Annotated in this window: 25 protein-coding genes; 5 read left to right on the plus strand and 20 right to left on the minus strand. The window is 38.6% G+C overall.

Annotated elements, in window-relative coordinates; translation table 11 throughout:
* Positions 1-173 precede the first annotated feature (173 nt).
* From spxA to SPD53_RS14120, 5 genes are all read right to left on the minus strand, one after another.
* Entirely contained in the window at positions 174-569 is a 396-nt protein-coding gene (spxA, locus tag SPD53_RS14105; RefSeq protein WP_336252950.1) for a transcriptional regulator SpxA, read from the minus strand.
* Between the two features lie 187 nt (positions 570-756).
* Positions 757-882: a hypothetical protein gene (locus SPD53_RS19885; RefSeq protein WP_442946197.1), complete on the minus strand. Its 126-nt coding sequence runs from the start codon at positions 880-882 to the stop codon at positions 757-759.
* A 135-nt stretch (positions 883-1,017) separates the two neighbouring features.
* Positions 1,018-2,295: an isocitrate lyase gene (gene aceA, locus SPD53_RS14110; RefSeq protein ID WP_336252951.1), complete on the minus strand. Its 1,278-nt coding sequence runs from the start codon at positions 2,293-2,295 to the stop codon at positions 1,018-1,020.
* Entirely contained in the window at positions 2,295-3,899 is a 1,605-nt protein-coding gene (gene aceB, locus SPD53_RS14115) for a malate synthase A (protein WP_336252952.1), read from the minus strand. The genes aceA and aceB overlap by 1 nt, the downstream gene beginning before the upstream one ends.
* 381 nt (positions 3,900-4,280) lie before the next feature.
* Positions 4,281-4,763, minus strand: coding sequence for a ribonuclease H-like YkuK family protein (locus SPD53_RS14120; protein ID WP_442946198.1), 483 nt, complete (start codon positions 4,761-4,763; stop codon positions 4,281-4,283).
* Between the two features lie 313 nt (positions 4,764-5,076).
* Between SPD53_RS14120 and yidA the strand changes: the two genes are divergently transcribed.
* The gene (gene yidA / locus SPD53_RS14125; RefSeq protein ID WP_336252954.1) at positions 5,077-5,892 is read left to right on the plus strand and encodes a sugar-phosphatase; all 816 of its coding nucleotides are present in this window, start codon (positions 5,077-5,079) and stop codon (positions 5,890-5,892) included.
* Between the two features lie 291 nt (positions 5,893-6,183).
* Positions 6,184-7,425, plus strand: a complete 1,242-nt coding sequence (locus SPD53_RS14130) for a cytochrome P450 (protein WP_336252955.1) — start codon at positions 6,184-6,186, stop codon at positions 7,423-7,425.
* A 156-nt stretch (positions 7,426-7,581) separates the two neighbouring features.
* On the opposite strand, the gene SPD53_RS14135 is transcribed toward SPD53_RS14130, so the two are convergent.
* The 7 genes from SPD53_RS14135 to xylA form a co-directional block, all read right to left on the minus strand.
* Positions 7,582-8,628 carry an enoyl-CoA hydratase/isomerase family protein gene (locus SPD53_RS14135; RefSeq protein ID WP_336252956.1) on the minus strand — a complete coding sequence of 349 codons (1,047 nt, stop codon included), beginning with the start codon at positions 8,626-8,628 and terminating at the stop codon, positions 7,582-7,584.
* Between the two features lie 690 nt (positions 8,629-9,318).
* The gene (yicI, locus tag SPD53_RS14140; RefSeq protein ID WP_336252957.1) at positions 9,319-11,637 is read right to left on the minus strand and encodes an alpha-xylosidase; all 2,319 of its coding nucleotides are present in this window, start codon (positions 11,635-11,637) and stop codon (positions 9,319-9,321) included.
* Positions 11,638-11,672: 35 nt separating this feature from the next.
* Positions 11,673-12,494 carry a carbohydrate ABC transporter permease gene (locus SPD53_RS14145; protein WP_336252958.1) on the minus strand — a complete coding sequence of 274 codons (822 nt, stop codon included), beginning with the start codon at positions 12,492-12,494 and terminating at the stop codon, positions 11,673-11,675.
* Positions 12,491-13,381 (minus strand): carbohydrate ABC transporter permease, encoded by an 891-nt coding sequence (locus SPD53_RS14150; protein WP_336252959.1) that lies wholly within the window; start codon positions 13,379-13,381, stop codon positions 12,491-12,493. Before SPD53_RS14150 ends, SPD53_RS14145 begins: the two co-directional genes overlap by 4 nt.
* Positions 13,382-13,435: 54 nt before the next feature.
* The gene (locus SPD53_RS14155) at positions 13,436-14,677 is read right to left on the minus strand and encodes an ABC transporter substrate-binding protein (protein WP_336252960.1); all 1,242 of its coding nucleotides are present in this window, start codon (positions 14,675-14,677) and stop codon (positions 13,436-13,438) included.
* A 268-nt stretch (positions 14,678-14,945) separates the two neighbouring features.
* A complete protein-coding gene (gene xylB / locus SPD53_RS14160; protein ID WP_336252961.1) occupies positions 14,946-16,445 on the minus strand; it encodes a xylulokinase in 1,500 nt (499 codons plus the stop codon).
* A 34-nt stretch (positions 16,446-16,479) separates the two neighbouring features.
* Entirely contained in the window at positions 16,480-17,805 is a 1,326-nt protein-coding gene (gene xylA / locus SPD53_RS14165; protein WP_336252962.1) for a xylose isomerase, read from the minus strand.
* A 370-nt stretch (positions 17,806-18,175) separates the two neighbouring features.
* Here xylA and SPD53_RS14170 point away from each other — a divergent pair, with 370 nt between their 5' ends.
* From SPD53_RS14170 to SPD53_RS14180, 3 genes are all read left to right on the plus strand, one after another.
* Entirely contained in the window at positions 18,176-19,531 is a 1,356-nt protein-coding gene (locus SPD53_RS14170; RefSeq protein WP_336252963.1) for an IS1182 family transposase, read from the plus strand.
* 99 nt (positions 19,532-19,630) lie between these two features.
* Positions 19,631-20,824 carry an ROK family transcriptional regulator gene (locus tag SPD53_RS14175; RefSeq protein ID WP_336252964.1) on the plus strand — a complete coding sequence of 398 codons (1,194 nt, stop codon included), beginning with the start codon at positions 19,631-19,633 and terminating at the stop codon, positions 20,822-20,824.
* Between the two features lie 109 nt (positions 20,825-20,933).
* Positions 20,934-21,239, plus strand: a complete 306-nt coding sequence (locus SPD53_RS14180) for an iron-sulfur cluster assembly accessory protein (protein ID WP_156855767.1) — start codon at positions 20,934-20,936, stop codon at positions 21,237-21,239.
* Positions 21,240-21,374: 135 nt separating this feature from the next.
* On the opposite strand, the gene SPD53_RS14185 is transcribed toward SPD53_RS14180, so the two are convergent.
* From SPD53_RS14185 to SPD53_RS14220, 8 genes are all read right to left on the minus strand, one after another.
* A complete protein-coding gene (locus SPD53_RS14185; protein ID WP_156855766.1) occupies positions 21,375-21,611 on the minus strand; it encodes a glutaredoxin family protein in 237 nt (78 codons plus the stop codon).
* Between the two features lie 131 nt (positions 21,612-21,742).
* The gene (locus tag SPD53_RS14190) at positions 21,743-22,102 is read right to left on the minus strand and encodes a rhodanese-like domain-containing protein (protein ID WP_156855765.1); all 360 of its coding nucleotides are present in this window, start codon (positions 22,100-22,102) and stop codon (positions 21,743-21,745) included.
* A 4-nt stretch (positions 22,103-22,106) separates the two neighbouring features.
* Positions 22,107-22,403, minus strand: a complete 297-nt coding sequence (locus SPD53_RS14195; protein WP_156855764.1) for a rhodanese-like domain-containing protein — start codon at positions 22,401-22,403, stop codon at positions 22,107-22,109.
* 99 nt (positions 22,404-22,502) lie between these two features.
* The gene (locus SPD53_RS14200; RefSeq protein ID WP_336252965.1) at positions 22,503-23,282 is read right to left on the minus strand and encodes a sulfite exporter TauE/SafE family protein; all 780 of its coding nucleotides are present in this window, start codon (positions 23,280-23,282) and stop codon (positions 22,503-22,505) included.
* A 63-nt stretch (positions 23,283-23,345) separates the two neighbouring features.
* Positions 23,346-23,573 (minus strand): sulfurtransferase TusA family protein, encoded by a 228-nt coding sequence (locus SPD53_RS14205; RefSeq protein WP_156855762.1) that lies wholly within the window; start codon positions 23,571-23,573, stop codon positions 23,346-23,348.
* A 56-nt stretch (positions 23,574-23,629) separates the two neighbouring features.
* On the minus strand, positions 23,630-24,757 hold the full coding sequence (locus SPD53_RS14210) for an MBL fold metallo-hydrolase (RefSeq protein ID WP_336252966.1): 1,128 nt from the start codon (positions 24,755-24,757) through the stop codon (positions 23,630-23,632).
* A 79-nt stretch (positions 24,758-24,836) separates the two neighbouring features.
* Positions 24,837-25,232, minus strand: coding sequence for a DsrE/DsrF/DrsH-like family protein (locus SPD53_RS14215; protein WP_156855827.1), 396 nt, complete (start codon positions 25,230-25,232; stop codon positions 24,837-24,839).
* Between the two features lie 12 nt (positions 25,233-25,244).
* The gene (locus SPD53_RS14220) at positions 25,245-25,796 is read right to left on the minus strand and encodes a sulfurtransferase TusA family protein (RefSeq protein ID WP_188858962.1); all 552 of its coding nucleotides are present in this window, start codon (positions 25,794-25,796) and stop codon (positions 25,245-25,247) included.
* Positions 25,797-25,828 lie beyond the last annotated feature (32 nt).

Genomic DNA, 25,828 nt, shown 5'->3' on the forward strand with positions numbered 1-25,828 from the left:
GTTGCTGGGCGCTGGAGCCGGACGTGGCTAGCCATGGATACCTAAGTTATCAGCATTTTAATTTATAGTTTCTTATACTATAAAAAGTTCTTTTAGATTGATTGTACAAGAAAATCAAAAAAGTGCTATCTCTCGCTTGTTCGAGAAATAGCACTTCAATTATTTTAATATGTTTAGTTAATCATTTTCTGCATTTCTTGCAGGTTAAATTCTCTTACCGAACGTGGTAAGAAGCTACGGATTTCGTCTGCGTTATATCCGACCTGAAGACGTTTATCATCAAACATAATTGGGCGTTTTAAGATTCCTGGATTTTCTTCAATCAGTGTCAATAAATCCTGTAATGTTAAATTTTCCAGATCAGGTTTTAATTGTTGGAAAGCTTTTGAACGGGTAGAAATAATTTCCTCCGTACCGTTATCTGTCAGGCGTAAAATTTCTTTGATTTCATCCCTTGATACCGGGTCAGACATAATATTCCTTTCTATAAAAGGAATACCGTTCTCTTGAAACCATTTTCTTGCTTTTCTACAGGAAGTACAGCTAGGTGTGACGTACAGTGTGACCATTCATTTACCCCCATATATTATTTAATTAATCATCTATTTCAACAAATTCAAATATGTTTAATTAAATATATCATAACCCAAAAACACGATTACGTCAAGCCCTAACGGGGTATAAATGAAATGGGACAGTGGGGTTGGGACAGTGGGGTCAGAGGCAATGTCCCAGTTCATCGGCGCCATATTCCTTTTATATTTTCTTTATATCCTCTATCCATTCTCTTAGTAATTTATAATATTCACCCAAACTGTTAAAAATTTCTACAGCAAGTTTTTCGTTATAGGTATGTACTGTCAGATTTCGATGATCCACCATGCCAAGAGCCAGTATCGTTTTCTCATCTGAAAATGCTTTATCTATTATATTAAAGTGCTTAAAAAGCGGGACAAAGGGTCAGAGGAAATGTCCCACTTGGGACGCCTCCTCTGACCCCACTGTCCCGCTCTACAATCAACTTGTAAATTGTTCTGCTTCTGTTGATCCTGCGAGTGCGGTTGTTGATGAGGCTCCACCTGAAATCACCTGGGCTACTTCATCAAAGTATCCGGTTCCGACTTCACGCTGGTGTCTAGTTGCGCTGTATCCATGCACTTCGCTTGCGAACTCTGCCTGCTGCAATTCGGAATAAGCAGCCATGCCTTCATCTTTGTATTTCCTTGCAAGCTCAAACATGCTGTGATTCAATGCATGGAAACCTGCTAATGTCACAAACTGGAACTTATAACCCATCTTCCCGAGTTCTCGCTGGAAATTAGCGATTTCCTCATCGGATAATTTCCGTTTCCAATTAAATGATGGTGAACAATTATAAGCTAGCAGTTTACCTGGATATTGTTCATGAATCGCTTCAGCAAAACGACGTGCCTCTTCCATATCTGGCTCTGACGTTTCACACCAGATTAAATCTGCATACGGCGCATAGGCTAAACCTCGAGCGATTGCTTGATCCAGTCCTGCTGTTGTTCGGAAAAATCCTTCAGAAGTTCTTTCACCTGTAATAAATGGTGCATCAGTCGGATCAACATCACTCGTAATCATGTCAGCGGCATTCGCATCGGTACGAGCAATAATGATTGTCGGTGTCCCCATGACATCTGCCGCAAACCGTGCTGCAATCAAGTTTTTCACCGCTGTTTGCGTCGGTAGAAGAACTTTCCCGCCTAAATGTCCACATTTCTTCTCAGAAGATAACTGGTCCTCAAAGTGGACACCAGATGCACCCGACTCAATCATACCTTTCATCAACTCAAACACGTTTAATTGTCCGCCAAATCCAGCTTCTGCATCCGCTACAATTGGAGCAAACCAATCAACCTCAGAGTCACCTTCCGAATAATGGATTTGATCTGCACGCTGTAATGCCTGATTAATTCGCTTTACAACATGTGGCACACTATTCGCTGGGTATAAGCTCTGATCCGGATACATTTCACCTGACAGGTTCGCATCTGCTGCTACTTGCCAGCCACTTAAGTATATCGCCTTTAAGCCCGCTTTCACCTGTTGTACCGCTTGGTTTCCGGTTAAAGCACCTAAAGCATTAATGTAATCTTCCTCGTTGATTAAGTTCCACAATTTTTTTGCACCGCGAGTTGCCAATGTATGCTCCATATCGATGGAACCTCTCAGCCGAATGACATCCTCGGCTGAATATTCCCTTCTAATCCCTGACCAACGCTCATTATTTTCCCATTCTCTTTGTAATTTCTCTGCCCGCTCTTGATACATTATTTATTCCCCCTCGTTAATTGTTTGTATGCTGGTAGTGTTAAGAATTCTGCAAATTCATCTTCTTTCACTAACGAATCAAAAATATCCGCAGCTTCTGCAAAATTTCCTTGCTCATAAGCCGCTTCCCCAATTTGTTCCTTTATTTTCTCCAACTCTTCCTGAAGAATTTCGTCAACCAACTCAAATGTCACTTTTCTCCCATCAGAAAGTACCCCTTTTGGATACCGAATCCATTGCCAAACTTGTGCTCTTGATATTTCTGCAGTTGCTGCGTCTTCCATCAAATGATTAATTGGTACAGCACCTCTTCCCGAAAGCCATGCAGCGGTATACTGAATTCCAACACTGACATTCGTCCGAAGACCTTCTTCTGTTATCTCTCCATCCGGCAATTGGACAAGGTCCTCAGCTGTTACCTCAACACCCTCTCGCTTACGATGCAATTGGTTCGGGGTCGGCATGATCTCATCAAACACATTTTTTACAAGTTCAACCATCCCTGGATGAGCAACCCATGTTCCGTCATGCCCATCACGTGCTTCCCGCTCTTTATCCTTACGTACCTTATCAAAAGCAATTTTATTTTTCGCTTCATCATTTCTCACCGGGATGTGGGCAGCCATGCCACCAATCGCCATCGCATTTCGTTTATGACAAGTTTTGATAGCAAGCTGTGAATACGAACGCATGAATGGAACTTCCATTGTTACGGTTGCCCGGTCCGGAAGTATCCGTTCTGGATCTTTATGAAACTTTTTAATATAGCTGAAAATGTAATCCCACCGGCCACAGTTTAGACCTGCAGCATGGTCGCGTAATTCATATAAAATTTCATCCATTTCAAATGCAGCTGTAATCGTTTCAATCAAGACCGTTGCTTTAATTGTACCTTGTGGAATACCTAGCTCATTTTGTGCAAAAACAAATACCTCATTCCAAAGACGTGCTTCAAGGTGATTCTCTACTTTTGGTAAATAAAAGTAAGGACCTGTTCCTCTAGCTATTAGTTCTGTTGCATTGTGATACAGATACAGTCCGAAATCTACTAAACTGGCAGACATTGACTTTCCGTTGCACCGCAAATGCCTTTCTTCTAAGTGCCATCCTCGCGGTCTGACGATTAATACAGCAGTATCTTCATTCAATTCATATCGCTTGCCATTATCTGCTTCAAAATCAATAGACCTGCGTATTGCATCTTTTAAATTAATTTGCCCGTTCATCATGTTTTCCCAAGTTGGAGATGTTGCATCTTCAAAGTCTGCCATGAATGCCTTTGCCCCTGAGTTAAGTGCATTGATAATCATCTTTCTGTCAACCGGCCCCGTTATTTCAACGCGGCGATCTTGTAAATCTTTCGGCAAGCGCCCCACTGACCAATCGCCTTCACGGATATGCTTCGTTTCCTTCAAGAACTGAAGCTGTCTTCCTTCATTTAGCTTTCCTTGAATTTGTTGTCTAATTTCGAGTAAGTTCCTTCGCCGTTCATCGAAGTGCTCATGAAGTTTTCCTAAAAACTCTAAGGCCTGAGGTGTCAAGATTTTCGGAAAGGTTTGTTCGTGTTCAATTTGTACAGAAACAGAAGTTTGATTCGTAAGCATGAATTCACTCTCCCAATATACTGTTATATTATAGTTTCAAATATTAATATTGTTATATAACAATATTAATAAAAAAAATTAATCTTCCTTTTTTGACAAACAATAATCACATTCCATCGTGTAGCTTCTTGAATCAACTTCCTGCCCACATTCTGGACACGATACTTGTTCATGTTTGTTCATGTTCGCCCCTCCTCTTATATAACAATTTTAACTTTTGTTCCTTTGTTATAATACAGTCTATTCGATTTTAAATAATAATGCAACACCTTTTTTAAAAAAGAGTGAAAATTTTTTATTAATGAACTTGCTTTTTCTCAATAAAGCCTTATGTACAAAGCTTTAAAGCGCTATATAATATTTTATTTTTTCTCTAAAAAATTATTTTGTATATCGATTCGCGTAAGAGCTTGCCACAAATGCTTCCGGTTTAATCTTTGCTTCAATTCCAAGTGCTTCCATACGTGCAAGCATTTCGTTTACAAAGATTCTCGTTTTATTTTTATTACCTGATCCGATGTCAATATGCCCTTCAATCGTTAATGATGCGCCCCGATAAATATTCGGCAAAATAAGTTCAATCAACTGATTCTTGCGTTCCTCTGTAAACAACCCAACAATTTCTTCCGTCAACGTTGTCTCGTAAGAAATCCGTTCATGAAGGTGATCCATTCTTCTTGGAACAATTACTTTCCGAATACAAGCCCATGCTCCTTTTGTTTCACACTGAATAACAATCCCTGTAATAAAACGCGTATATGTCGGATGGACCTGGGAATCTGTCCCAAACATCAGTTTATAATTGCCATATCGATCCTTCTCCATGAAACTTTTAACATGCTGAAACACTTCTTGAAACGACATATTTTTCCTGCTTAAGTTTTCAAAAGCGAAGTTGTACAACTGGAATTTTTCCAAAATGATAACCTCCTCTTGTTTCTAAAATATGTTCACTTATATTCTTTGATTCAATTATAGTTGCTTATTTTATCACGCATTAACTATCTCTAATACCCGTAAATTCCTGATTCGGTTCAACTAACATTCAGTGGGGGGTAAGGAATTCCCCACTGAATGTAGTTTCACTTTATAAGTAAATTATGAGCAAGTGCGAGAAATGATATTCAGCTAAGTTTATCGTATAATGAAGGCAGCATAAAAAGAAGGGAGCGTATAGATGTATAAATTAATTGCAATTGACATGGACGGTACGTTATTAAACGATCATCACCAAGTTTCTAAACAGACACAAGATACATTAAGGGCGGCAAAAGAACATGGAACGAAAATTGTACTGTGTTCGGGCAGACCAATTGTTGGGATGCGAAAGTACATAGCCGATTTAGGTTTAAATGAAGAAGACGATTATGCAATCGCATATAATGGTGCTTATACCGAAAATACAAACACTGGAGAAATTGTCTCTGAATTCTCTCTTGAATATAAGCATCTTGTTGAACTACATGATTTGAGTATGGAATTGAACATACCGATGCACTACTTTGATCATGAGAAGCTTTATACTCCTAATAAAACAATCAGCAAATACACGGTACTTGAATCCTATCTGAATGATATCACGTTAGAATATTGTCCAATTGATGAATTTCCACAAGAGCAATCGATACCGAATATTATGTTTATCGATGAGCCAGTGAAACTGAGTGAGGCACTTAAACATTTACCAAAAGAGCTCGCGAACAAGTATGCAATGGTAAAAAGTGCACCACATTTCTCGGAATTCACCCATTTAAAAGCAACGAAGGGAATTGCCGTAAAACGATTGGCTGAGAATCTCGGTATTAAGCAAGAGGAAATCATGGCAATCGGTGACAATGGTAATGACAAGTCAATGATTGAATATGCCGGATGCGGAGTTGCAATGGAAAACGCCATCCCAGAATTAAAAGAAGTTGCTGACTTTCAAACCCTAACAAACAACGAAGACGGAGTAGCCCACGCCATCCAAAAACTCCTCCTCGCAAAAGCATAATCTGGACACGGGGTCAGAGCACTTGTCCCAGTTCGAGCGGGACATGAGGTCAGAGCTTTTGTCCCAATTCTATACCCCAACATCAAAAAAGCGAACCACTAGTGGTCCGCTTTTTTATTTCTCTCTGTTATATGAAAGACGCCATTCTTCCTCCATAAAGTGCATATAATTCATTTTTCTACCCATAATTTTAGGAGATAGGAGAGATTTTGTTTAACAGGAAGTCTGAAAGGATATTATCAATAATAGAACAAGTTTTTCATTATTATTGCATCTATAGGAGTGATTTACATGAGTCGCGAAATGCCACGTGATACTGGATTGGATAACACACTAAATGTACTGAAAGACGGATACATGTACATCATGAACCGGCAGGATCGTTTTGATTCTGATGTGTTTGAAACCCGTCTGCTTGGCCAGCGCACCATCTGTTTAGTCGGTGAGGAAGCAGCAGAAATTTTCTATGATGAGGGTAAATTTCAACGGAAAGGAGCTGCTCCCAACCGGATAAAAGAAACATTGTTCGGTAAAGGCGGTGTTCAAGTGCTCGATGGAGATGCACATAAACATCGGAAAGCAATGTTTATGTCAATCATGTCCCGCGAAAACCTGCAACATTTCAATCAACTATTTAAACAGCAATTGCAACTGGCAATAGAAAAGTGGGAACAAATGGATGAGGTAATCTTTTATAAAGAAATCGAAGAAGTATTGACACGTACTTCCTGCCTCTGGGCTGGAGTCATTGTGGAAAAGGATATGGACAAATTGACGGATGAGATCGGGACGTTATTTGAGTCTGCCGCTAGTGTCGGTCCCGCACATTGGGCCGGAAGAAGAAACCGAAACAAGTTGGAGAAATGGATGAGCGGTCTTGTAGAAGATGTGCGTGACGGAAAAATCAATCCACCTGAACCTAGCGCTTTGTACCAATTTTCTTGGCATCAAGATCTTGAGGGAAACTATTTAGACCCTAAAATAGCGGCAGTTGAAATGCTCAATATCATCCGTCCGATTGTTGCTAATGCAGTCTATATCAATTTTCTTGTTTTAGCATTGCACGAGCATCCGCAAGAACTAGAAAAAATCAAAAACGGCGGCGAAGAATATGCTAAGATGTTCGTTCAAGAAGTCAGGAGAGCCTATCCTTTCTTCCCGGTTGCAGTCGCGGTTGTAAAGAATGATTTCATATGGCGAGATTTTACGTTTAAAGAAGGTACGCTAACTTTATTAGATCTCTACGGCACGAACCATCATCCGAAAATCTGGGATAATCCAGACATATTCAATCCCGAACGGTTTAGAAATTGGAACGACAGTCCTTTCTCCTTCATCCCTCAGGGTGGCGGCGATCATTATCTCGGTCATCGCTGTGCCGGAGAATGGGTGACATTAGAAGTTATGAAAACAAGCCTGGATTTTTTAGTTAATCATATGGATTACAACATTCCAAAGCAAGATTTAAGTTTAAGCGTGAATGATATTCCAAATACACCTGAAATTGCGCTGCATAACGTTAGAAAAAAATAGATTCCTTTCTTTAATTGTAACCGCCAAACAGCCTTTCCTATCGCAAGGGCTATTTGGCGGTACTATTCTTACACTTCATTTCCTCATAATTCTTCTACCGATTTATTCCATATTTCCTCCTCATCCTCGTCAAACACTTTAACAGGAAAGTCCTCTTTATGATTTCTTGAAAAATTCATTGACTAATTCCTTCGACACACTAGCTAGCTGCTTGTACTCATATTGTGGGTTTTGATCTTTGTCAATAAGAACGGAACGAACACCTTCAAAAAAGTCATTATGACGCATAAAGTTTCGAGAAAGTATCAAATCCGTTTGCAAGCATGCTTCAAGTGTTTTTTCTTCTCCTCTAATTAATTGTTCTAAAGTAACTTTCAGGGAAACAGGTGATTTGGATAACAATGTTGCCCTTGTCTTTACTGCAAACTCACTTGGATCAGCTGCTAACGATTCTACGATTTCTTCTATTGTATAATAAGAAAAATGCTTATCAATTGTTGGTTGTAAAATAGCTAATTCACCATCCGTTTCAGGATAAATAGCTTTAGATTGCAGTAGCCCCTGAAGTGCATCTTCCTTATTTCGATGATGCCAATTTGTCGCCTCGATTTGACTAAATAACTCTGGTAACCGATCACTTGGGATAAAATGATCAGCACCATTTATATATAGGACATCAGCCGCGCCCAAAATGGTCGCTGTTAATGCCAAATAACGGCCTATGTAGCCTGGAGCTTTATTTAAAAAGTAGGCTGCCCCAACATCCGGAAAAAAGCCAATGTTCATTTCCGGCATGGCCCACTTTGTCCGCTCTGTTACAATGCGGTGACTTGCACCATAGGATAATCCAACACCCCCGCCCATAACAATCCCATCCAGACAGGCAATGATCGGTTTAGAATATTGCGCTACAAGTTTATCGGTTTGATACTCCACAGTGAAAAATTGTTCCGCCGCTTGTAATGCATCTGGATGTTGTTCTCTCGCTTGATACAATGCTTTAATATCTCCACCGGCACAAAAGCCTTTGGAACCAGCACCTTTGAGAATAATGATACAAATCATATCATCCTGCTCCCATGCTAGAAGCTTCTCTCTAATAGCCGCAAGCATATCGTGTGTCAAAGCATTTATTGATTTCGGTTGATTCAATGTAATCGTTGCAACACCGTTCTCATTCATAGAAAATAAAACATTATCCATGCCGTGAACACTCCTTCATTTTCATAGAATAAGAAGACTACAGACATAAAGTGAAACTTCATTCAGTGGGGAATTCTTTACCTCCCCACCGAATGTTAGTTGAACAGAGTCAGGCATTTACGGACTGTATTTCCCCCACCTTCACATGTTGGGCTTCCCTCATATTAGAAGTGGGGGATATTACAGACCGTTAATACGTGATAAAATAGCACTCAGTTCTCCTTTATCCCTCTTCCCTTATAAATGTTTGAACTTAGGCGTTCTTTTTTCGATGAAAGCTTCAACACCCTCTTTTGCATCTGCCGTTAAGAAAAGTTCTCCGAAATGTTTGCTTTCTCTTGCTAAACCGTCTTCTAAGGAAAAATTCAATATCTTTAGAACCAGGCGAGGAAGCAAAATAAAATGGCACTATCTATGCGTGGCAGTGCAGATGAGTATATTATTTTCTTCGTTTTTTTACTGCACATAACAGAGATTACCAAAATAAGGCTGGATGGATAGTTCCAGCAAATCAGATTGAGAAAAATAAAATTTCATATAAGTACATGTAAAATCGGCATCAGAAATCTAATAATGAATAAGGTTTTTGATGCCGATTTTTATACCTAAATATGTCATTTTAAAATTTTAACTCATTCATTTTGAACTTTATCACGTAGAAATATGCCATCCTACACCTAATCTGCTTTTTTATAAAGTGATGATGATTGGTTCATTCGAATGCTCGACTTGAATTCTTACTCCATCGCTTTCTTGGCTCCACGTTCCAGTTGAGACAGAAGAAATAGACTCGAATCCTTTAAGTACTAATGAGTATGGTTTATTGTCCTTCAATTTAACATCTACCGTGATTTTATCGCCACTTTTCGTTGCATTAATGGTCGCACTCAAGTTCCCATTTAAATCATGAATGGTTGTTTTTGCTTTTTCATCTTCTTTTAATTGATATAAATTAAATGTCACATTATTAGCGTAATCATAGTCAGGTTGGTTTTCATTTTCGCCAATAGGTATAATTGTATTTTCACGAACATATAATGGTAAGCTCATATAATCATATTTCTCACTTTTCCACTCACCACCATTTACAGCTTTACCAGATAACAAGTGGGTCCATTTTCCTTTCGGCAAATAATATCTGCCTATATGCTCTTCATTAAATATAGGAGCAACAAGAATGGAATCACCTAACATGTATTGTGTATCAAGTGTATGAGTGGCCGGGTCGTCTTTAAATTCCAACACCATCGAACGCATCACAGGGATACCAGTTTTACTATTCTCAACCGAAGCATTAAATATATATGGCATGAGTTTATTTTTCAATTTTGTAAAGTGACTCGTGACTGTAACTGATTCCTCATCATACTCCCATGGCACCCGGTATGTATGGCTACCATGTAAGCGACTATGACTGGATAACAGGCCAAAAGCAACCCAACGTTTGAATAAATCTGGTGTTGCAAAAGTCTCAAAGCCTCCAATATCATGACTCCAATAACCGAATCCAGACATCGTCAAAGAAAGACCTCCTCTTAAACTCTCTGCCATCGATTCATAAGTCCCTTCATTGTCACCGCCCCAATGAACTGGAAATTTCTGTCCTCCAGCTGTCGCCGACCTCGCAAAGACAGCAGCTTCATTCTCTCCCTTTTCTCTTCGGAGCAAGTCAAAAACTATTTGATTATATTTATAGGAATAGTAATTGCGCATTTTCTTCGGATCGGAACCATCCGCATAAACGACATCCATCGGTATCCGTTCACCAAAGTCTGTTTTAAATGAGTCGACACCTATGTCTAATAATTTCTTTAATTTCCCTGTATACCATTCGCATGCATCCGGGTTGGTAAAGTCTACAATTCCCATCCCAGCTTGCCATAAGTCCCATTGCCAAACGTCACCATTAGGCTTTTTCAGTAAATATCCTTTAGATACAGCCTCATCAAAAATCTTAGACTTTTGCGCAATATATGGATTAATCCAGATACTGATTTTCAATCCTTTTTCCTTAAGTCTTCGAAGCATTCCTGCGGGATCCGGAAAGACGTTTTCATCCCATTCGAAACTGGACCATTCAAATTCTTTCATCCAGAAACAATCAAAGTGAAATACACTGAGTGGAATATCACGATTAATCATTTCATCTACGAAGTGATTAACAGTTTGTTCATCATAATTCGTTGTAAACGAAGTAGATAACCACAGGCCAAATGACCAAGCTGGAGGCAACGCCGGTTTTCCTGTCAATTCTGTGTAATTGCCTAGCACTTCTTTGAGTGATGGACCATTGATCATGTAATAGTCCAATTCCTCTCCCTCTACACTGAATTGTGTCTTAGATACTGCTTCTGATCCCACTTCAAAGCTTACTTTTTCCGGGTGATTGACAAAAACGCCATACCCTTTATTACTTAGATAAAATGGAATATTTTTATATGCTTGTTCTGAACTTGTGCCACCGTCTCGATTCCATATGTCAACTACTTGTCCATTTTTTACAAAAGGAGTAAAACGCTCTCCTAAACCATATAAATACTCTCCGACACTCAAATTCAATTGAGCTCTCATATAAGATTCGTTCTCAGGTCCTTTCACCCATGCAAGCCCTTTACTTTCATTATGGGTCAGTTTTTTATCTCCATTATAATATTCAATGAAGAAACTATCCCTTATGATAATCGCTTTAAGTTCACCAGTTGTAAAGATAATTTCATTATCATTCGTTTCCACTTTAAATGTAGAGGATCCATCCTTCACATCGAAATTCGGTTTTCTGTCTGTTGTCCCCTTATGATGCCACGTTTGCATTCGAATTACATTTCTGATTGGTGAAGATAATTTGATTGTAAGTAATGGGATATTAAGCGTATCACCCCTATGCCTGATTTCTTTGCATGGTCCATATAAAATCAGTCCATCATCCACAACCTCGAAATCTCGTACACTTCTCGGGTAATTCACTTCAAATCCTTCTCTTAAAAGCCAGTATCCGTTTGTAAATTTCATTTGTATAATAACTCCCTTCTATAAATCACTGGTGCTTATTTTACTGAACCACTAACCAATCCTTCGACAATATGTTTCTGCAATAGAATAAATATAACGATTACCGGCAGAATGGAAACAGTAGCGAAAGCCATTAAGCTATTCCATTCAATACCATACCGGCCAATTGAATTGTATATCCCCGCGGTCAGTGGCCACAAACTTTGGTCACGGTTGAATGTCATGCTGAATATAAGATCTCCCCACGAGAAAAAGAATGAAATCGCACCACAGACAAGAATACTTGGAATTGAAATAGGAACAATAATTCTCATAAAAGCTCCAAATTTACTACATCCATCAATTGCAGCAGCCTCCTCCAACTCTTCCGGAAGCCCGATGAAAAATGTACGTAAGAGAAGTATTGAAAAAGGGATTCCTAAAGTTGCACAAGCTAATATTGGTCCAATGTACGTATTCAGTAAACTTAGTTTATTGAACACAATGAATAGAGGAGTTAAAACTACTGTAGCCGGCAACATTTGTGTAGTAAGAAAGAGAAGCAGAATCGCCCTTTTTCCTTTTACGTTTTTAAATCTTGCAAGTCCATAAGCAGATGGCACGGATAGTAACAACACCAACAATGTCGCTAAAGCAGATATGATAAAACTGTTAACGAAATATTGTCCTACATTATCTCGAAATATTTCTTTGAAACTATCAAATTGGAATTCTTGCGGCCAAAATGTTGGCGGTGATTGGAAAATTTCAGCTTGGCTTTTGAATGCTGTGATAATCATCCAGAATACCGGGAATAAAAAGAGAAGAACGATTACAATACCAATAATATTTAATGTCCATTCTTTTCTCTTACTCATTTCAACACCTCATCTTCTTTAGATAACCTTAAGTAGATTAGACTAATAACGAATAGAATGGCAAACAACACATTAGCTACAGCTGCACCCAAACTGAAATTGAACTCATTAAACGAAAATCGATATGCAACAGTAGAAAGTACCTCGGTAGAGTTTATTGGACCTCCGCCAGTCATAACAAATACTAGGTCGAATACCTTAAAGGTATAAATGAATCCTAGCATCATTACTACTAAAATAACTGGACGTAATAGAGGTAACGTTATGTGGATAAGCTTATGGAACCAATTCGCTCCATCTAGACTAGCGCTTTCATAAACTTCTTTTGGAAGACTACTTATTCCAGTTGAAAACAGAAGCATATTAAACGGGATTCCCACCCAGATATTCGCAATAATGACACTCCAAAGGGCGATTTTAGGATTAGATAACCATTGGATCGGGCTGTCTATCCATCCCCAGGACATTAGTAATTCATTAATTACACCAGCATTATCACCCATCATAAACTTAAATAGCAGTGCTGTAATCGTCAATGGGATTAACCAGGCAATCATCATTAATCCCCTTAAAAATGTAGATAATTTAAATTTCATACTGAAGAACATTGCCAATGCGAACCCAATCACTATTTGGAATACAACACTTCCAAGAGTATATACAATCGTATTCACTACCGATATCCCGAATACTTCCATGTCTAGTAATTGTCGATAGTTATCCAAACCAACAAATTTGCTCTCACCCGAGTTCAGCACACTTAAATCAACGTTTTGAAAACTTAAAATAATATTGTATATAAGTGGGTAACCGATCAAAATCAGCATGAATATTACCGCTGGGAAAACAAACATATACCCGCCCCAACGATCGTATATCTTTTTCATACGTTTCCTCCTTACTGACTGCTATGAAAAGTCCCTCAAGGAGAGGGACCTTATTCAGTCATTGTTGATAGCTTGCTCAACTTTTTCTGCAGCATCTGTTAAAGCATCTTCAGGCGATTTTGTACCTGTCAACGCTTCTTGTAACGCAATCTGAATCGCTTCAGAAATCGTTGGCCATTCAGGAGATGGTCCCCTAGGACCAGCATAATCCATAATAGGAACAAATCCGCTTAAATGTTTATCATCATTCCAAAAATCAGAGTTCTTTAAAACATCTTCCCTTGGCGGGAAAACCCCTGTTTCCGCTGAGAACTCTTCAATGCGCTCAGGCTCCAAAAGCCATGTCACAAAATCAAAAGCCCCATCAACATTACTGTCTTTGATAATAGCAATATTTTCTCCGCCTAAAGCCGAGGCAAATTCTTTATCCCTAGGAATTTCACCAATTCCAAAATTTAAGTCTGGATTTTCATCTTTTAATCGTTCAATATTCCAAGGACCATTGACCATCATTGCAACCTGTCCCGTAGCAAACTGACGTGCTAAGTCATCCTGGGTAGCATTAATGATGTCTGATCCCATAAAACCTTGATCTATTAGCCCCTTTAAGAAAGTTAACGCATCTTCAGCACCGTCAGAATTTAGGCTATCGTATTCCGCATCTGCCGAACGTAAGAAAGGGTAGAATTGGAAAGTCGCTTCCTCAGATTTTACAGCCGATACTGCGAACCCTTTCGTCTCATTAGTAGATAACTTTTCTGCTACTTCTTTTAATTCATCCCAAGTTTCCGGAACAGAATCTATCCCCGCCTCTTCAAATAAGTCTTCATTATAGAATAAACCTAAAGCATTGCTTCCAACAGGCAAACCATAATATCTTCCATCATAAGTGGCAGACTCAAGGGGACCTTCATACAACTTATCTGCTTCTCCCCATTCTTCCACCTTTTCTGTGATATCCTCAAATACACCTTGAGCTGCAAATGCAGCATTGTCTACTACATCAATAATGACCATATCGGGAAGGGTGTCTCCAGCTGAGCCAACAGAAAGTTGTTTTTTAGTATCGCCAAATGGTATGTACTCCCCCTCCAGTTGATATTGATCTTGAGATTCATTATATTCCTCTATTAGTTTGTTAAAAAGCTCCTGTTGTTTTCCGGAGTAATAGTACCAAATACTAACTGTATTATCATCCCCAGCGGTTTCACTGGATTCGGATTCGATTGAATCCCCACTACAACCCACTAGCACTAATAGAATAGATATAAACAAAACAAGCATACCTTTCTTCATTTTTGTATCCTCCTTGTTTTTTGATATCATGATTCGAGTTAATTGAATCAACCACGTATAAAATCCTCTTTGTTTAACGGTTAAACCAAGAATACACCCCCTTGAAAGCGATGTCAATATGAATATATAAGTAGAATTTGAAGACATTGAAAACAAGTTACAGTATGAAGAGCAGAGAATTCCAATGTAGCCCTAACCCCTTACCTACCCTTTCCGACCCTAAGTTCAATATCAAGAGTACTTACCCGTCTGTGAAAAATGTCCCCATCTAATTTCTCATCTGTACCAACTTTTGATTCAATGATTTTGTCGCTGCATATACTTCCTGATAAAGCTTGTATAACAATTTATATTTCTTCACATTCTTTTCAATTGGATAATAAATTTTATCTTCTTTTAAAAACTGTTCAGCACAATTCTTCAGAGAATCAAACCAACCACACCCTACAGCAGCAAGCATAGCAGCGCCAAGACCAGGCCCTTGTTCACTCTCCAGTTTCACAACTTCAGCATCGAACACATCCGCTTGCATTTGCAACCAATCTTCATTCTTCGTTCCGCCACCAATAGAAATAACCCGATTAATTTCTCTCCCATTTTCACGGAAAATTTCCACCGATTCGTTTAACGAGAAAGTAATTCCTTCCATTACGGCACGGGCAAAATGTTTTCGCTCATGGGAACTGTCCATTCCAATAAAACTTCCTCTTATATTTGCATCAACATGAGGTGTCCGCTCTCCCGAAATGTATGGGGTAAATAATAGGCCATTCGATCCCGGCAGCACATGTTTTACATCTTTTAATAATTCATCAAAATCTACATCCTTGGCAAATGTATCTTTAAACCAAGTTAAACTGTGACCTGCCGCAAGTGTAACTCCCATGGTATAAAAAGCATTCGGTGCTGCATGATTAAAGTAATGAACTTTCCCCGCAAAATCCTTATCACCACTTGCTTCGTAGGTTAAGACAACCCCGGAGGTTCCGACACTGACCATTGTTTTTCCTTCTTCTAGGATACCGGCGCCGATTGCCCCACAAGCATTGTCAGCTCCGCCTGCGAAAATACGTGTAGATGCAGCAAGGCCCGTGCGCTCAGCATATTCTTTAGAAATTGCTCCAACCTCTTCATGAGATGCTACTAATGGAGGACAAATTTTACGATCAATACCTAACAAATTACAGATTTCCTCACTCCAGTTTTTCTCAGAAACATTTAATAAAAGTGTACCTGCAGCATCGGAATATTCCATTTGCAGCTTACCTGTGAGCTTGTACCTGACATAATCTTTCGGCAAAACAAACGTAGCTACCTGATCAAAAATTTCTGGTTCATGTTTTCTCACCCATAAAATCTTAGGTAAAGTAAACCCTTCCAAAGCAAGGTTTTTTGTAATGCTTAATAAACGGTCTTTCCCAACCTTCTCATAAATCTCTTTGCACTCTGCCGTGGTACGAGTATCATTCCAAAGAATCGCGGGGCGTAATACTTCATTATTTTGATCTAACAAAACAAGCCCATGCATTTGCCCGGAAAAACTAATTCCTTCAATATCTTTTGGATCACCTGCAAAATCCTTTAGGAGATCAGACAGCCCTCGGACTGTCTGACGCACCCAATCATCTGGATTTTGCTCACTGTACCCTGTCTTTTCTTGAATTAGGGAAAAGGATTTTGAAACTTCTTGAACAACATCCCCCAGTTGGTTAACGAGGAGGATTTTCACTGCACTTGTTCCTAAATCAACTCCAATAACGTATTTCATAGGAATACCACCTCATTTATCATTCAGCTATGCCCTACTTTTCCGCATATGCTGTTAATAGATACTGGTTGATCGTTGTTTTAATTTGCTCTTCACGGCCAGATTTATTTTTAATTTCCGTTAAACCTAATGCATGTTCTTCTAATTTATGGAAGTCTGTTTTACCGTCTACAATATCTTTTCCGATTCCTTCTGTAAAACTGCTGTAACGGTCTTCCACAATATTTTCAAGCACTTTATCATCTAATAACTTCTGAGCAACTTTTAGTCCAACTGCAAAGCTATCCATTCCTGTTATGTGAGCATGGAATAAATCTTCCGGTTCAAAGGAACCTCGACGCACTTTCGCATCAAAATTCAATCCCCCTCGTCCTAAGCCACCATTTTTCAAAATTTCGTACATCGCTAGCGTTGTAGAGTATAGATCGGTCGGGAATTCATCCGTATCCCAGCCTAATAGTGGATGACCTTGGTTCGCATCAACAGAACCTAGGACATTATTGATTCTTGCATAATGTAATTCATGTTCGAACGAGTGACCAGCTAGTGTTGCATGGTTTGCTTCTATATTAAATTTAAATTCATTTTCAAGACCATAGCGCTGCAAGAATGCATAACCACTTGCTACATCAAAATCATATTGATGGGTAGTCGGCTCTTTTGGCTTTGGTTCAATTAAGAATTGAGCATCGAAATCAATCTCTTTTGCATAATCGACAGCCATATGGAAGAAACGGCCAAGGTTGTCTAACTCCAATTTCATATCTGTATTCAGTAATGTTTCGTATCCTTCGCGGCCTCCCCAGAACACGTAGTTTTCAGCACCTAATTCTTTACCAACTTCTAATCCTTTTTTAACCTTAGCTGCAGCGTAGGCAAATACGTCCGCATTATTACTTGATGCCGCACCATGTACGAAGCGTGGATGCGTAAAATTATTCACTGTATTCCAAAGCAGTTTTGTTTTGCTATCTTTCATATAATCTTTAATCATTTCAACGATCGTATCTAAATTTTTATTAGATTCTCGTAAATTACTTCCTTCCGGCGCAATATCGATATCATGGAAACAGAAATATGGTACATTCAGCTTTTCAAAGAATTCAAATGCTGCTTCTACTCGTGCCTTCGCTAAATCCATCCCGGTATATTTATCCCAGGGGCGGAGAGCAGTCCCTACTCCAAATGGGTCGGACAGATCTTCCGTAAATGTATGCCAGTAAGCTACACCAAAACGTAGGATTTCTTCCATTGTTTTGTCACCAATTTTTTCTTCCGGGTTATAGAACTTAAAGGCTAAAGGATTTTTCGAAGTCGGCCCTTCAAATTTAATTTTGTCAACGTTTGCAAAGTAAGTCATTATGATAATCTCCTCTCAAATTTTGTAAGATGCATAGAAATAATTCGCATCTTTGTTTAACCTATAAACTAAGATTATCACTATGTGAAATCGTTGTCAAATGAAAATTTATTAATTAAAGCACTTATACGTGATTATGTTATAGTTAAATATACAATTTAATAAATCTTAGTATAATGATTAAACTTTCTTTAAAAAATGATTTAGAAGATATAATAATATGTTATATTGTTTATATTGATGAATGAATTTCATAATTCCTAACCCTTGTCTCCCAACAAGTTCAAGAGACGAAAAAAGAAGCACCTCCCCAAATCATGTATAATGGTAATACCAACAAAACCATAAAAAGACTAAGGGAGTGCTTCTTATGACCATTATACGACAACCAAGCCTATTTGGCATCCAGGAATTATATGACATGGAACCTACCCAAAAATATGAAGAAATTATTTCTACGATAGATTTGGATGCAATTCACCGTGCCGTAACGAAAAAATCACGTCTTGGCGCACCTGAAGAGCTCAATTATGCTGCCATGATTATTTCCTGTTTTGTGAGATATGTAGAACGAATCCCAACTATTAAAGATCTAGTTAAACGGCTTCAGGAAGATATTGCTTTTAAATTGAATTGCGGATTCCTTGTATCTGACTCTATTCCCTCAGAAGCTTCTTACTCTCGGCTTGTGACGAAATTACTGGAGTGCGACATACTGGAGAAACAAAAAGAAAAAGTTGTGCTTCAAGCTATTGAAGAAGGCTTTATCACAGACGATACAGTTGCCATTGATGCCACTCATTTTGAAGCTCGTGATCAAGCACCGCTGAAAGAAGAAAAACCAAAGCCCGAACCGAAAAAGCGTGGGCGCAAAACAAAAGAAGAGCGTGAACAGTGGCTAAAAGATCAGGCTGAAAAGGAAGCAAATATGCCTTTATATGAAAAGAAAATAGAAGCACAATTAGATGTTCCTTTAGCTGAGCTGCGTTCCGAAGTTCCCATAGACCCAAAATGGGGCGTAAAGAAGAACTCGGAAGGAAAAAATGTTTTTTGGTTTGGCTACAAAGCTCACTTAATCGTTGGCACATCCAGTCAATATATTTTGGATTCACTCTTTTCATCAGGCAATCTAAATGATGGGAAGGCTGCCATTCCGTTACTTAAAGGCGTTCAGGAACGCTTTCCTCAATTGAATTTACGTCATCAGACGGCGGATGCAGGCTATGACTTTGAACCGATTTACGAGCAAGTCCATCGAATGGGCCAACAATCTGTGATTGCATACAACAGACGAAATGAAGGGGAACTACTAGGTTACGACAAACACTTTGCCCCCACCTGTTTTCGTGAGCATTCTTATCGTTACGATAGCTTTGATGCCAAATATGAAACATTAAAATTCACGAATCCAAAAGAATGTAGTGACTGTCCTTTGGCGAATGAAGGGATCTGTCAAAAAGTTTATAAAGTGAAAATAACGACAGACCTTCGGAAATACACAGCTCCAGCCCGCGGTTCAGTGGTATGGAAAAACATTTACAAACGACGTACCGCTGTAGAACGCGTGAACGCCTATCTTAAAGAATGGTTTCAGTTGGACAATGTTCGTTATCGAACCGGAGAACGTGCAAAAGTCCACTTTGACATGGTCACACTTATTTATAACGCATCAAAACTCGCTGCAGATCGGATTAATGTACAATTAAATCAATCACAAACTGCATGATTTCTGTTTTTAAAAATACAAATTAGAAATTCTGTACGTCTTTGTATTTTTAAAAAGAGCAATTATGAAATTGACTCTGATAATTAAGGAGAATAATGAATGAAGTTACTACGAACCGGAGATCAAAGTCTTGTAAAGAAAATTAATAAATCGATTGTTTTTCAAACGATCAAAAATAGAGGGCCTATTTCCCGAGCACAGGTAGCAAAGGAAACTGGATTGAACAAAGCGACGGTTTCAACGATGGTTGCTGAACTGATAAAAGAATCCTTTGTTCAAGAAATTGGTGCTGGAAAGTCCAGTGGTGGCAGAAAGCCTGTCATGCTTTATTTCAATCACACTGCAGGGTACTCGATTGGAATTGATTTAGGTGTTAATTATGTTTTGGGAGTTCTAACTGATTTAAGCGGAAATATCATCGAACAAACAACGATTGGGTTACACTCACTAAGAGTTGACAATGTGACAGAAAATATTTTTTCCGTTATTGAAAAACTGATTCGTAACACTCCCGAAAGTCAGTATGGGGTTATCGGAATAGGAGTCGGTGCACCTGGCCAAATAGATCCTGACGAAAAAATACAATTTGCCCCAAACTTGAAATGGAAAGATGTTGATTTAAAAAGAATAATTGAAGAGCGCTTTTCCATTCCAACTTTTATAGAAAACGAAGCAAATGCAGGGGCTTATGGCGAGCAGTTGCACGGCGCAGGACAGAACCTTCCAAATCAAATCTACATTAGTATTGGAATAGGAATCGGTACAGGAATTGTTATCAATAATCAACTGTATAAAGGATCTTCAGGAATTTCCGGAGAAATGGGGCATTTTACGATTGATTCGTCCGGAAGAAGATGCTCTTGTGGTAACCGCGGATGCTGGGAATTATATGCTTCTGAAAGTGCATTTATAAATATGGCAAAACAACACAACGTTTTAAATGAAGATGTTGATGTGGAATTTGAATTGGACTATCTATTTGAAGAGGCACAGAAAGGTAACGGAGAAGTATTACAGTTATTAAATATATTGGGGGAATATACAGGAGTCGGTATCACCAATATCATTAATACATTTAATCCAGACGCCATTATTATTGGTAATCGGATGGCTCGGTTTAAGAATTGGCTCATTAATCCAATTGACCGGATCCTTGAAGAACGATTATCCGTCTATCATCATCAAAATACTGAAATTCGTTTTTCGACCCTTGATAATTTATCAACCGCATTAGGCGCTACTTCGATTGCGATTACCTACTTTTTCTCAGAGAATAAAATAACTAAAGTATAACTGAAAAAAGCTTAAGAATCTTTATCCATCGCTATTATCAAAAACAATGACATCCACTCAATTTTCATGAGATAATAAAAAAACAACTTTAAAGATTGGAGATTTTTCTATGAAATGTAAAATTAATCGTAATGCAGCGAAGGAATTAAATAAGATTCTTGCAACGGAGGAAGCGGAAGGTAAAATGATTCGTGTATACATTACAGAAATGCACGGTAATCATGCTCATTATGGCATCAGCCTTGACACACCAAAAGAACATGATGAAATCGTGAAAACAGATAAGGAAATCGATATTTTACTTGATAGCCGTGAAGATTTTCTCGATGGTATTTTCATTCAATATTTCTATGTCGGCGACCATCCAGGATTTACGATTACGAATCCGAAAAAGGGTGGACACGTCCATCATTAAGAGTAAACAAAGTAGGCACATGAGTGATTCATGCGCCTACGCATACAAAAAAGGAAGTATTGCTAAAATGTAGTTAAGACACTTGAAAAAGAGTGTTTTCACTACAGGTATTTTCTTATATACTTAAGTTTCACTTTATTGTTCAATCGCATCTAGGATTCTCTCCGGGTCAAACCCAAGGACCCATTTACCATTGATTTCTGTTTGAGGAACTCCCATTTGTCCCGTTTGTTCAACAACCTTTTGCATCATAGTTGGATCGTTCTCAACATTCACTTCCTTGAAAGGAATTTCTTTTTCATTTAAAAATTCTTTAATCATTTTGCAATAAGGACATTGTGTTGTTGTATACACCGTAATATTAGCTTCCATTATAAAACCTCCATTTTTTAAGTTGCTTCAATACATTTTCTTCTCTTTACATTACTACCTGCTCTTATCAATACAACCGATTAATCTATTATTAATATCAGCAGCAATTTCCTATAAAGAGTCTTCCTTTTTTAAATCCAAGCACCCATGCCACCTTTAACATTAGATATTTTTTGAAACCCTTTTTTCTTAAGGATTTTTGCTGCTTTTGCACTCCTCATTCCGCTTTGACAGATAACGACTACTTCTTTTTCCTTATCTAACGAACCTGCTTCACTAGCTAGATTAGAGAGCGGAATATTTTGAAACGGTTTGCGGTGATTTGCTTTATATTCACCAGGTGTACGGACATCAATGAATTGCACATTATGATCCTTGAATTTATTCTTAGCTTCTTGAACACTTATATTCATAATACCTTTTACCGGCATAAAGCGAACTCCGAAAAATGCAACAATAACAATTAATATAATCCACTGAATCAAGCTCATTTTATTACTCCACTTCTCCTTCCCAATCAAGCATGCCTCCAACCATATTTGTTACATTGTAGCCGTTCTGGATTAGGAAATCACATGCGCTTCCACTCCTGCCACCGGAACGACAGACCATATAGTAATGCTCATTTTTATTCAATTCATTTAGACGCTCTGGTATTTGTCCTAGTGGAATATGTTTTGCTCCCGGAATGATTCCCATCTCCACTTCTTCATCTTCCCTTACGTCGATGATATTTAACTTTTCACCTGCATCTCGTTTTCTTTCTAATTCCTTTGCTGTAATTTCTTTCATTTAAAATTACCTCCTAAAAAATTTAACGTCGCATGCCCATTTGGGTATACTGCTATTTAAACGTATTTTTATTTAAAGCCTTAGTCATTTTTGTATTTATTAGATTAAAATATCAATCCAAATCTTTATTGCAGTACCTGCGATCATAACCGCCAAAATAACTTGTAAAATTCGAGTATTCATTTTCTTGCCGGCTTTTGCTCCGAGGGGTGCAGCTAAGAGACTTGCGACAATCATAATTAATGCTGGCCAATAATCTACTTGACCGGTAACAAGTTTACCAACACTGCCTCCGATAGAAGATATAAAAGTAACAGCTAAACTTGTTGCTATTGTCATTCGCGTCGGTATATGCAACACTGTCAACAAAATAGGTACTAGCAGGAATCCACCTGCAGCGCCAACGATACCGGATGCTATTCCAACTATTAAAGCCAGTATAACTGCTAATGGTTTATTAAAAGTCACCTCATCAAGTGGCATATCGTCTACTTGCTTCTTCGGTATAAACATCATCACAGCGGCAATAATTGCTAAAACACCGTACACGATATTTACTGTTTGTCCTGATAAAAAGACGGAACCATAACTACCGATTAAACTACCGATTAAGATAGCTCCTCCCATATAGATGATGAGCTGCTTATTTAGATAACCATCTTTACGGTATGCCCATACTCCGGCGATAGATGCGAACAGCACCTGTACGGCACTTATCCCCGACACCTCATGCGCGGTGAAGGCAACTAAACCAAATAACGGAGGAATGTACAAAAGCATCGGATATTTAATGATAGAACCGCCGACCCCTAACATTCCGGATAAAAATGATCCAATAAATCCGATTGCAAATACAACGATGATAAACGTTAAATCCATGGAGCAACCTTCTTTCCTAAACTAGAAAAGCGAGTAAGGATTCTACTCGCTATTTGGTTTTCATTACGCTTTTTGAATATAGAAATAGAGAATATCATCTTCTGTTTTCTGCTCTAGTAAAGTGTGCCCACCGGATTTTGCCCAAGCTGTAATATCACTTAACGCACCTTTGTCTGTTGCAAGCACTTCAAGTATTTCACCAGAGTTAATCGTATCTATAGCTTTTTTTGTTCGAACGACAGGCATTGGACAAGCAAGACCTTTCGCATCTAATGTTTTCGTAATATTCATTTTGTATTTCTCCTTTATTATTTAAGATAGTTTGAAACCAATATCTTCATAAATTCTTACCGAACCGCACAACGATTTGGACCAATTTCCATTTCGGTTTGTTCGTCATTGTCAGGGATGATTTTACCCATATTCACTTGACGAATTCGCTCATGTGAATTTGGTTGTGGTGGTAAGTTATCTGTCACAGTCCGGCGGAACTCTTCTTCGTCTTCGATATTTAAGCCATGGTTTTCTTTAAATAACTCTCCTAAGCGTCTTGCTACGGTACCATTTTCATTTAACTCATCGATGATCATAAAATGTGCAGGTAATACCACTAACTCTTCAGCAAGCTCGCGGTAACGAGAATATAATGTTTCACGTAAATCCCCTACCCAATCTTCCGCTAGTCCGGCTAAATCCGGACGTCCAATAGAGTCGATAAATAAAATATCTCCTGTCAATAAAAACTGATCATCAATGATGAAAGAAGTTGAACCAATCGTATGACCAGGTGTGTATAGTGCACTAACGTCAATTTGGGATGCACCAACTTTAACATTTAAACCATCGGTAAGAGCTGTATAATCAAATACTACTTCCGCCGCATCTTTTGGTGGTAAATAATAAGTTGCGCCTGTTTCAGCTGCAATATGCCGTCCACCTGAAATATGGTCTGCGTGTAAATGTGTATCAAATACGTGTTTGATTTTTGCACCCTTATCTTTTGCAAAGTTTATAAAATCATCGGTGAAGCGCACTGCGTCAACAATCGCTGCTTCTCCTTCAGAGATTACCATGTAAGAGAGGCAACCTTTCCCTAGTCGGACAAACTGGTACAGCTCACCACCATTATCCAAGTTTGCTACTTTTACAGGTTCTAAATAGCTGCTCCAAGATCTCATTCCACCTTCAAGATAAGCTGCTTCACGGCCCTCTTCCGCTAACATTTCGGCAACCATCACTGAAGACCCTTCTTTCGCACAAACAACTAAAACTTCTTTGTCAGTTGGAAGTTGTGGTAGAATCTCTTCCACACCATCTAACAATTCAAAGTATGGAACATTTAAATATTCGAATTTATGACCTTCAATTTTCCAATCTTGGAACGCATCTTCATTACGTACATCCAAAATAAAAAGCTCTTCATTATCAATAACTTTTCTAGCAACTTTTGCTGCTGTCCACTTTTGTACTGTCATCTCTTTCGTAACCCCCCTGGGTATTATTTTGTGATTTTTTTGCAGTGGAGAAATTCTCCACTGCATGAAATTTTTCAATTTAGAACGTTAATGTCGGTGCAGCATTTTTAGCGAATTCAATGAATGTTACAGCCCCGCCAACTTCGATTCCATTTACGAAATCTTCTTTTGTAAGTCCCATGACGTCCATTGTCATTTGGCAAGCAATAAATTTAACACCAAGCTCCTGCGCCATTTCCACTAGCTCTGGGATTGTAGGAGTGTTTGCTTTTTCGAATCCTTCAGCAAAATGTTCTTTCCCAGCTGGCATTTCTAAATGGTGCATTCCTTGCTTATGAATTAAGTTTAACCCTTCAAATGTGAAAAAGATTTGGACCTCTTTTTCTGAAGCTGCTGCCGCTGTTGCAATATTAAATACTTTGTACGCATCAAACAATCCACCGTTTGCTGCAATGATCGCTACCTTTTCTGACATCATACATTCCTCCTAAAATTCTTTTGTTATTTTCCCGTTCCATCCATTCATACCTGGAAGAACGTTATACACTTTTGTAAAACCATTGTCAGCTAAAAGCTGTGCCGCTAAATCAGAGCGGTTACCGGTACGGCAAACCACATAAATCTCTTCATCTTTATCCAATTCCTTCATGCGGGATTCTAGTTCTCCTAGCGGAATGGACTTAGCACCCCCTATATGACCAAACGCATATTCCGCTCCTTCACGCACATCTAAAATCAAACCGTCACGTGATTCTAATTCCTCAAAGGAAATAATCCGTTCGAATGCTTTTTCCACTTTTGGCTCATCCGAACCTTTGCGGATGTAATGGTAAAGTACATCACCTTCTTCCACTGTTCCTAAATATTGATGCCCAACAGAACTTGCCCAAGCAGTCAAATCTGCTTTTGATCCTTTATCTGTTGCCTGAACTTCCAAAATAACTCCTTCTTCCAGATCATTTATTGCTTTTTTAGTTTTTACAACCGGCATCGGACAAGCAAGTCCCTTTGCATCCAAATGATGATCTGCTTTAATCATACATTTACCCCCCTTGGTATTATTTTTTAAAA

Source organism: Oceanobacillus sp. MO10714A, assembly GCF_037072045.1.
GTDB lineage: Bacteria > Bacillota > Bacilli > Bacillales > Amphibacillaceae > Oceanobacillus > Oceanobacillus indicireducens.

What these genes read in the sequence shown, in the direction of transcription:
- yidA (WP_336252954.1), top strand. Translation starts at nt 5,077, where the DNA reads ATGTATAAATTAATTGCAATTGACATGGACGGTACGTTATTAAACGAT.
- SPD53_RS19885 (WP_442946197.1), bottom strand. Translation starts at nt 882, where the DNA reads ATGGTGGATCATCGAAATCTGACAGTACATACCTATAACGAAAAACTT.
- SPD53_RS14185 (WP_156855766.1), bottom strand. Translation starts at nt 21,611, where the DNA reads ATGGAAGCTAATATTACGGTGTATACAACAACACAATGTCCTTATTGC.
- SPD53_RS14215 (WP_156855827.1), bottom strand. Translation starts at nt 25,232, where the DNA reads ATGTCAGAAAAGGTAGCGATCATTGCAGCAAACGGTGGATTGTTTGAT.
- SPD53_RS14205 (WP_156855762.1), bottom strand. Translation starts at nt 23,573, where the DNA reads ATGAATATTACGAAAACATTAGATGCGAAAGGTCTTGCTTGTCCAATG.
- SPD53_RS14130 (WP_336252955.1), top strand. Translation starts at nt 6,184, where the DNA reads ATGAGTCGCGAAATGCCACGTGATACTGGATTGGATAACACACTAAAT.
- SPD53_RS14210 (WP_336252966.1), bottom strand. Translation starts at nt 24,757, where the DNA reads ATGACAGTACAAAAGTGGACAGCAGCAAAAGTTGCTAGAAAAGTTATT.
- SPD53_RS14200 (WP_336252965.1), bottom strand. Translation starts at nt 23,282, where the DNA reads ATGGATTTAACGTTTATCATCGTTGTATTTGCAATCGGATTTATTGGA.
- SPD53_RS14190 (WP_156855765.1), bottom strand. Translation starts at nt 22,102, where the DNA reads ATGAGCTTGATTCAGTGGATTATATTAATTGTTATTGTTGCATTTTTC.
- xylB (WP_336252961.1), bottom strand. Translation starts at nt 16,445, where the DNA reads ATGAAATACGTTATTGGAGTTGATTTAGGAACAAGTGCAGTGAAAATC.
- SPD53_RS14155 (WP_336252960.1), bottom strand. Translation starts at nt 14,677, where the DNA reads ATGAAGAAAGGTATGCTTGTTTTGTTTATATCTATTCTATTAGTGCTA.
- SPD53_RS14120 (WP_442946198.1), bottom strand. Translation starts at nt 4,763, where the DNA reads ATGTCGTTTCAAGAAGTGTTTCAGCATGTTAAAAGTTTCATGGAGAAG.
- SPD53_RS14195 (WP_156855764.1), bottom strand. Translation starts at nt 22,403, where the DNA reads ATGAAAGAAATTACAGCAAAGGAATTAGAAAGAAAACGAGATGCAGGT.
- SPD53_RS14175 (WP_336252964.1), top strand. Translation starts at nt 19,631, where the DNA reads ATGAAGTTACTACGAACCGGAGATCAAAGTCTTGTAAAGAAAATTAAT.
- aceA (WP_336252951.1), bottom strand. Translation starts at nt 2,295, where the DNA reads ATGTATCAAGAGCGGGCAGAGAAATTACAAAGAGAATGGGAAAATAAT.
- SPD53_RS14135 (WP_336252956.1), bottom strand. Translation starts at nt 8,628, where the DNA reads ATGGATAATGTTTTATTTTCTATGAATGAGAACGGTGTTGCAACGATT.
- yicI (WP_336252957.1), bottom strand. Translation starts at nt 11,637, where the DNA reads ATGAAATTTACAAACGGATACTGGCTTTTAAGAGAAGGATTTGAAGTG.
- xylA (WP_336252962.1), bottom strand. Translation starts at nt 17,805, where the DNA reads ATGACTTACTTTGCAAACGTTGACAAAATTAAATTTGAAGGGCCGACT.
- SPD53_RS14150 (WP_336252959.1), bottom strand. Translation starts at nt 13,381, where the DNA reads ATGAAAAAGATATACGATCGTTGGGGCGGGTATATGTTTGTTTTCCCA.
- SPD53_RS14220 (WP_188858962.1), bottom strand. Translation starts at nt 25,796, where the DNA reads ATGATTAAAGCAGATCATCATTTGGATGCAAAGGGACTTGCTTGTCCG.
- SPD53_RS14170 (WP_336252963.1), top strand. Translation starts at nt 18,176, where the DNA reads ATGACCATTATACGACAACCAAGCCTATTTGGCATCCAGGAATTATAT.
- spxA (WP_336252950.1), bottom strand. Translation starts at nt 569, where the DNA reads ATGGTCACACTGTACGTCACACCTAGCTGTACTTCCTGTAGAAAAGCA.
- SPD53_RS14180 (WP_156855767.1), top strand. Translation starts at nt 20,934, where the DNA reads ATGAAATGTAAAATTAATCGTAATGCAGCGAAGGAATTAAATAAGATT.
- SPD53_RS14145 (WP_336252958.1), bottom strand. Translation starts at nt 12,494, where the DNA reads ATGAGTAAGAGAAAAGAATGGACATTAAATATTATTGGTATTGTAATC.
- aceB (WP_336252952.1), bottom strand. Translation starts at nt 3,899, where the DNA reads ATGCTTACGAATCAAACTTCTGTTTCTGTACAAATTGAACACGAACAA.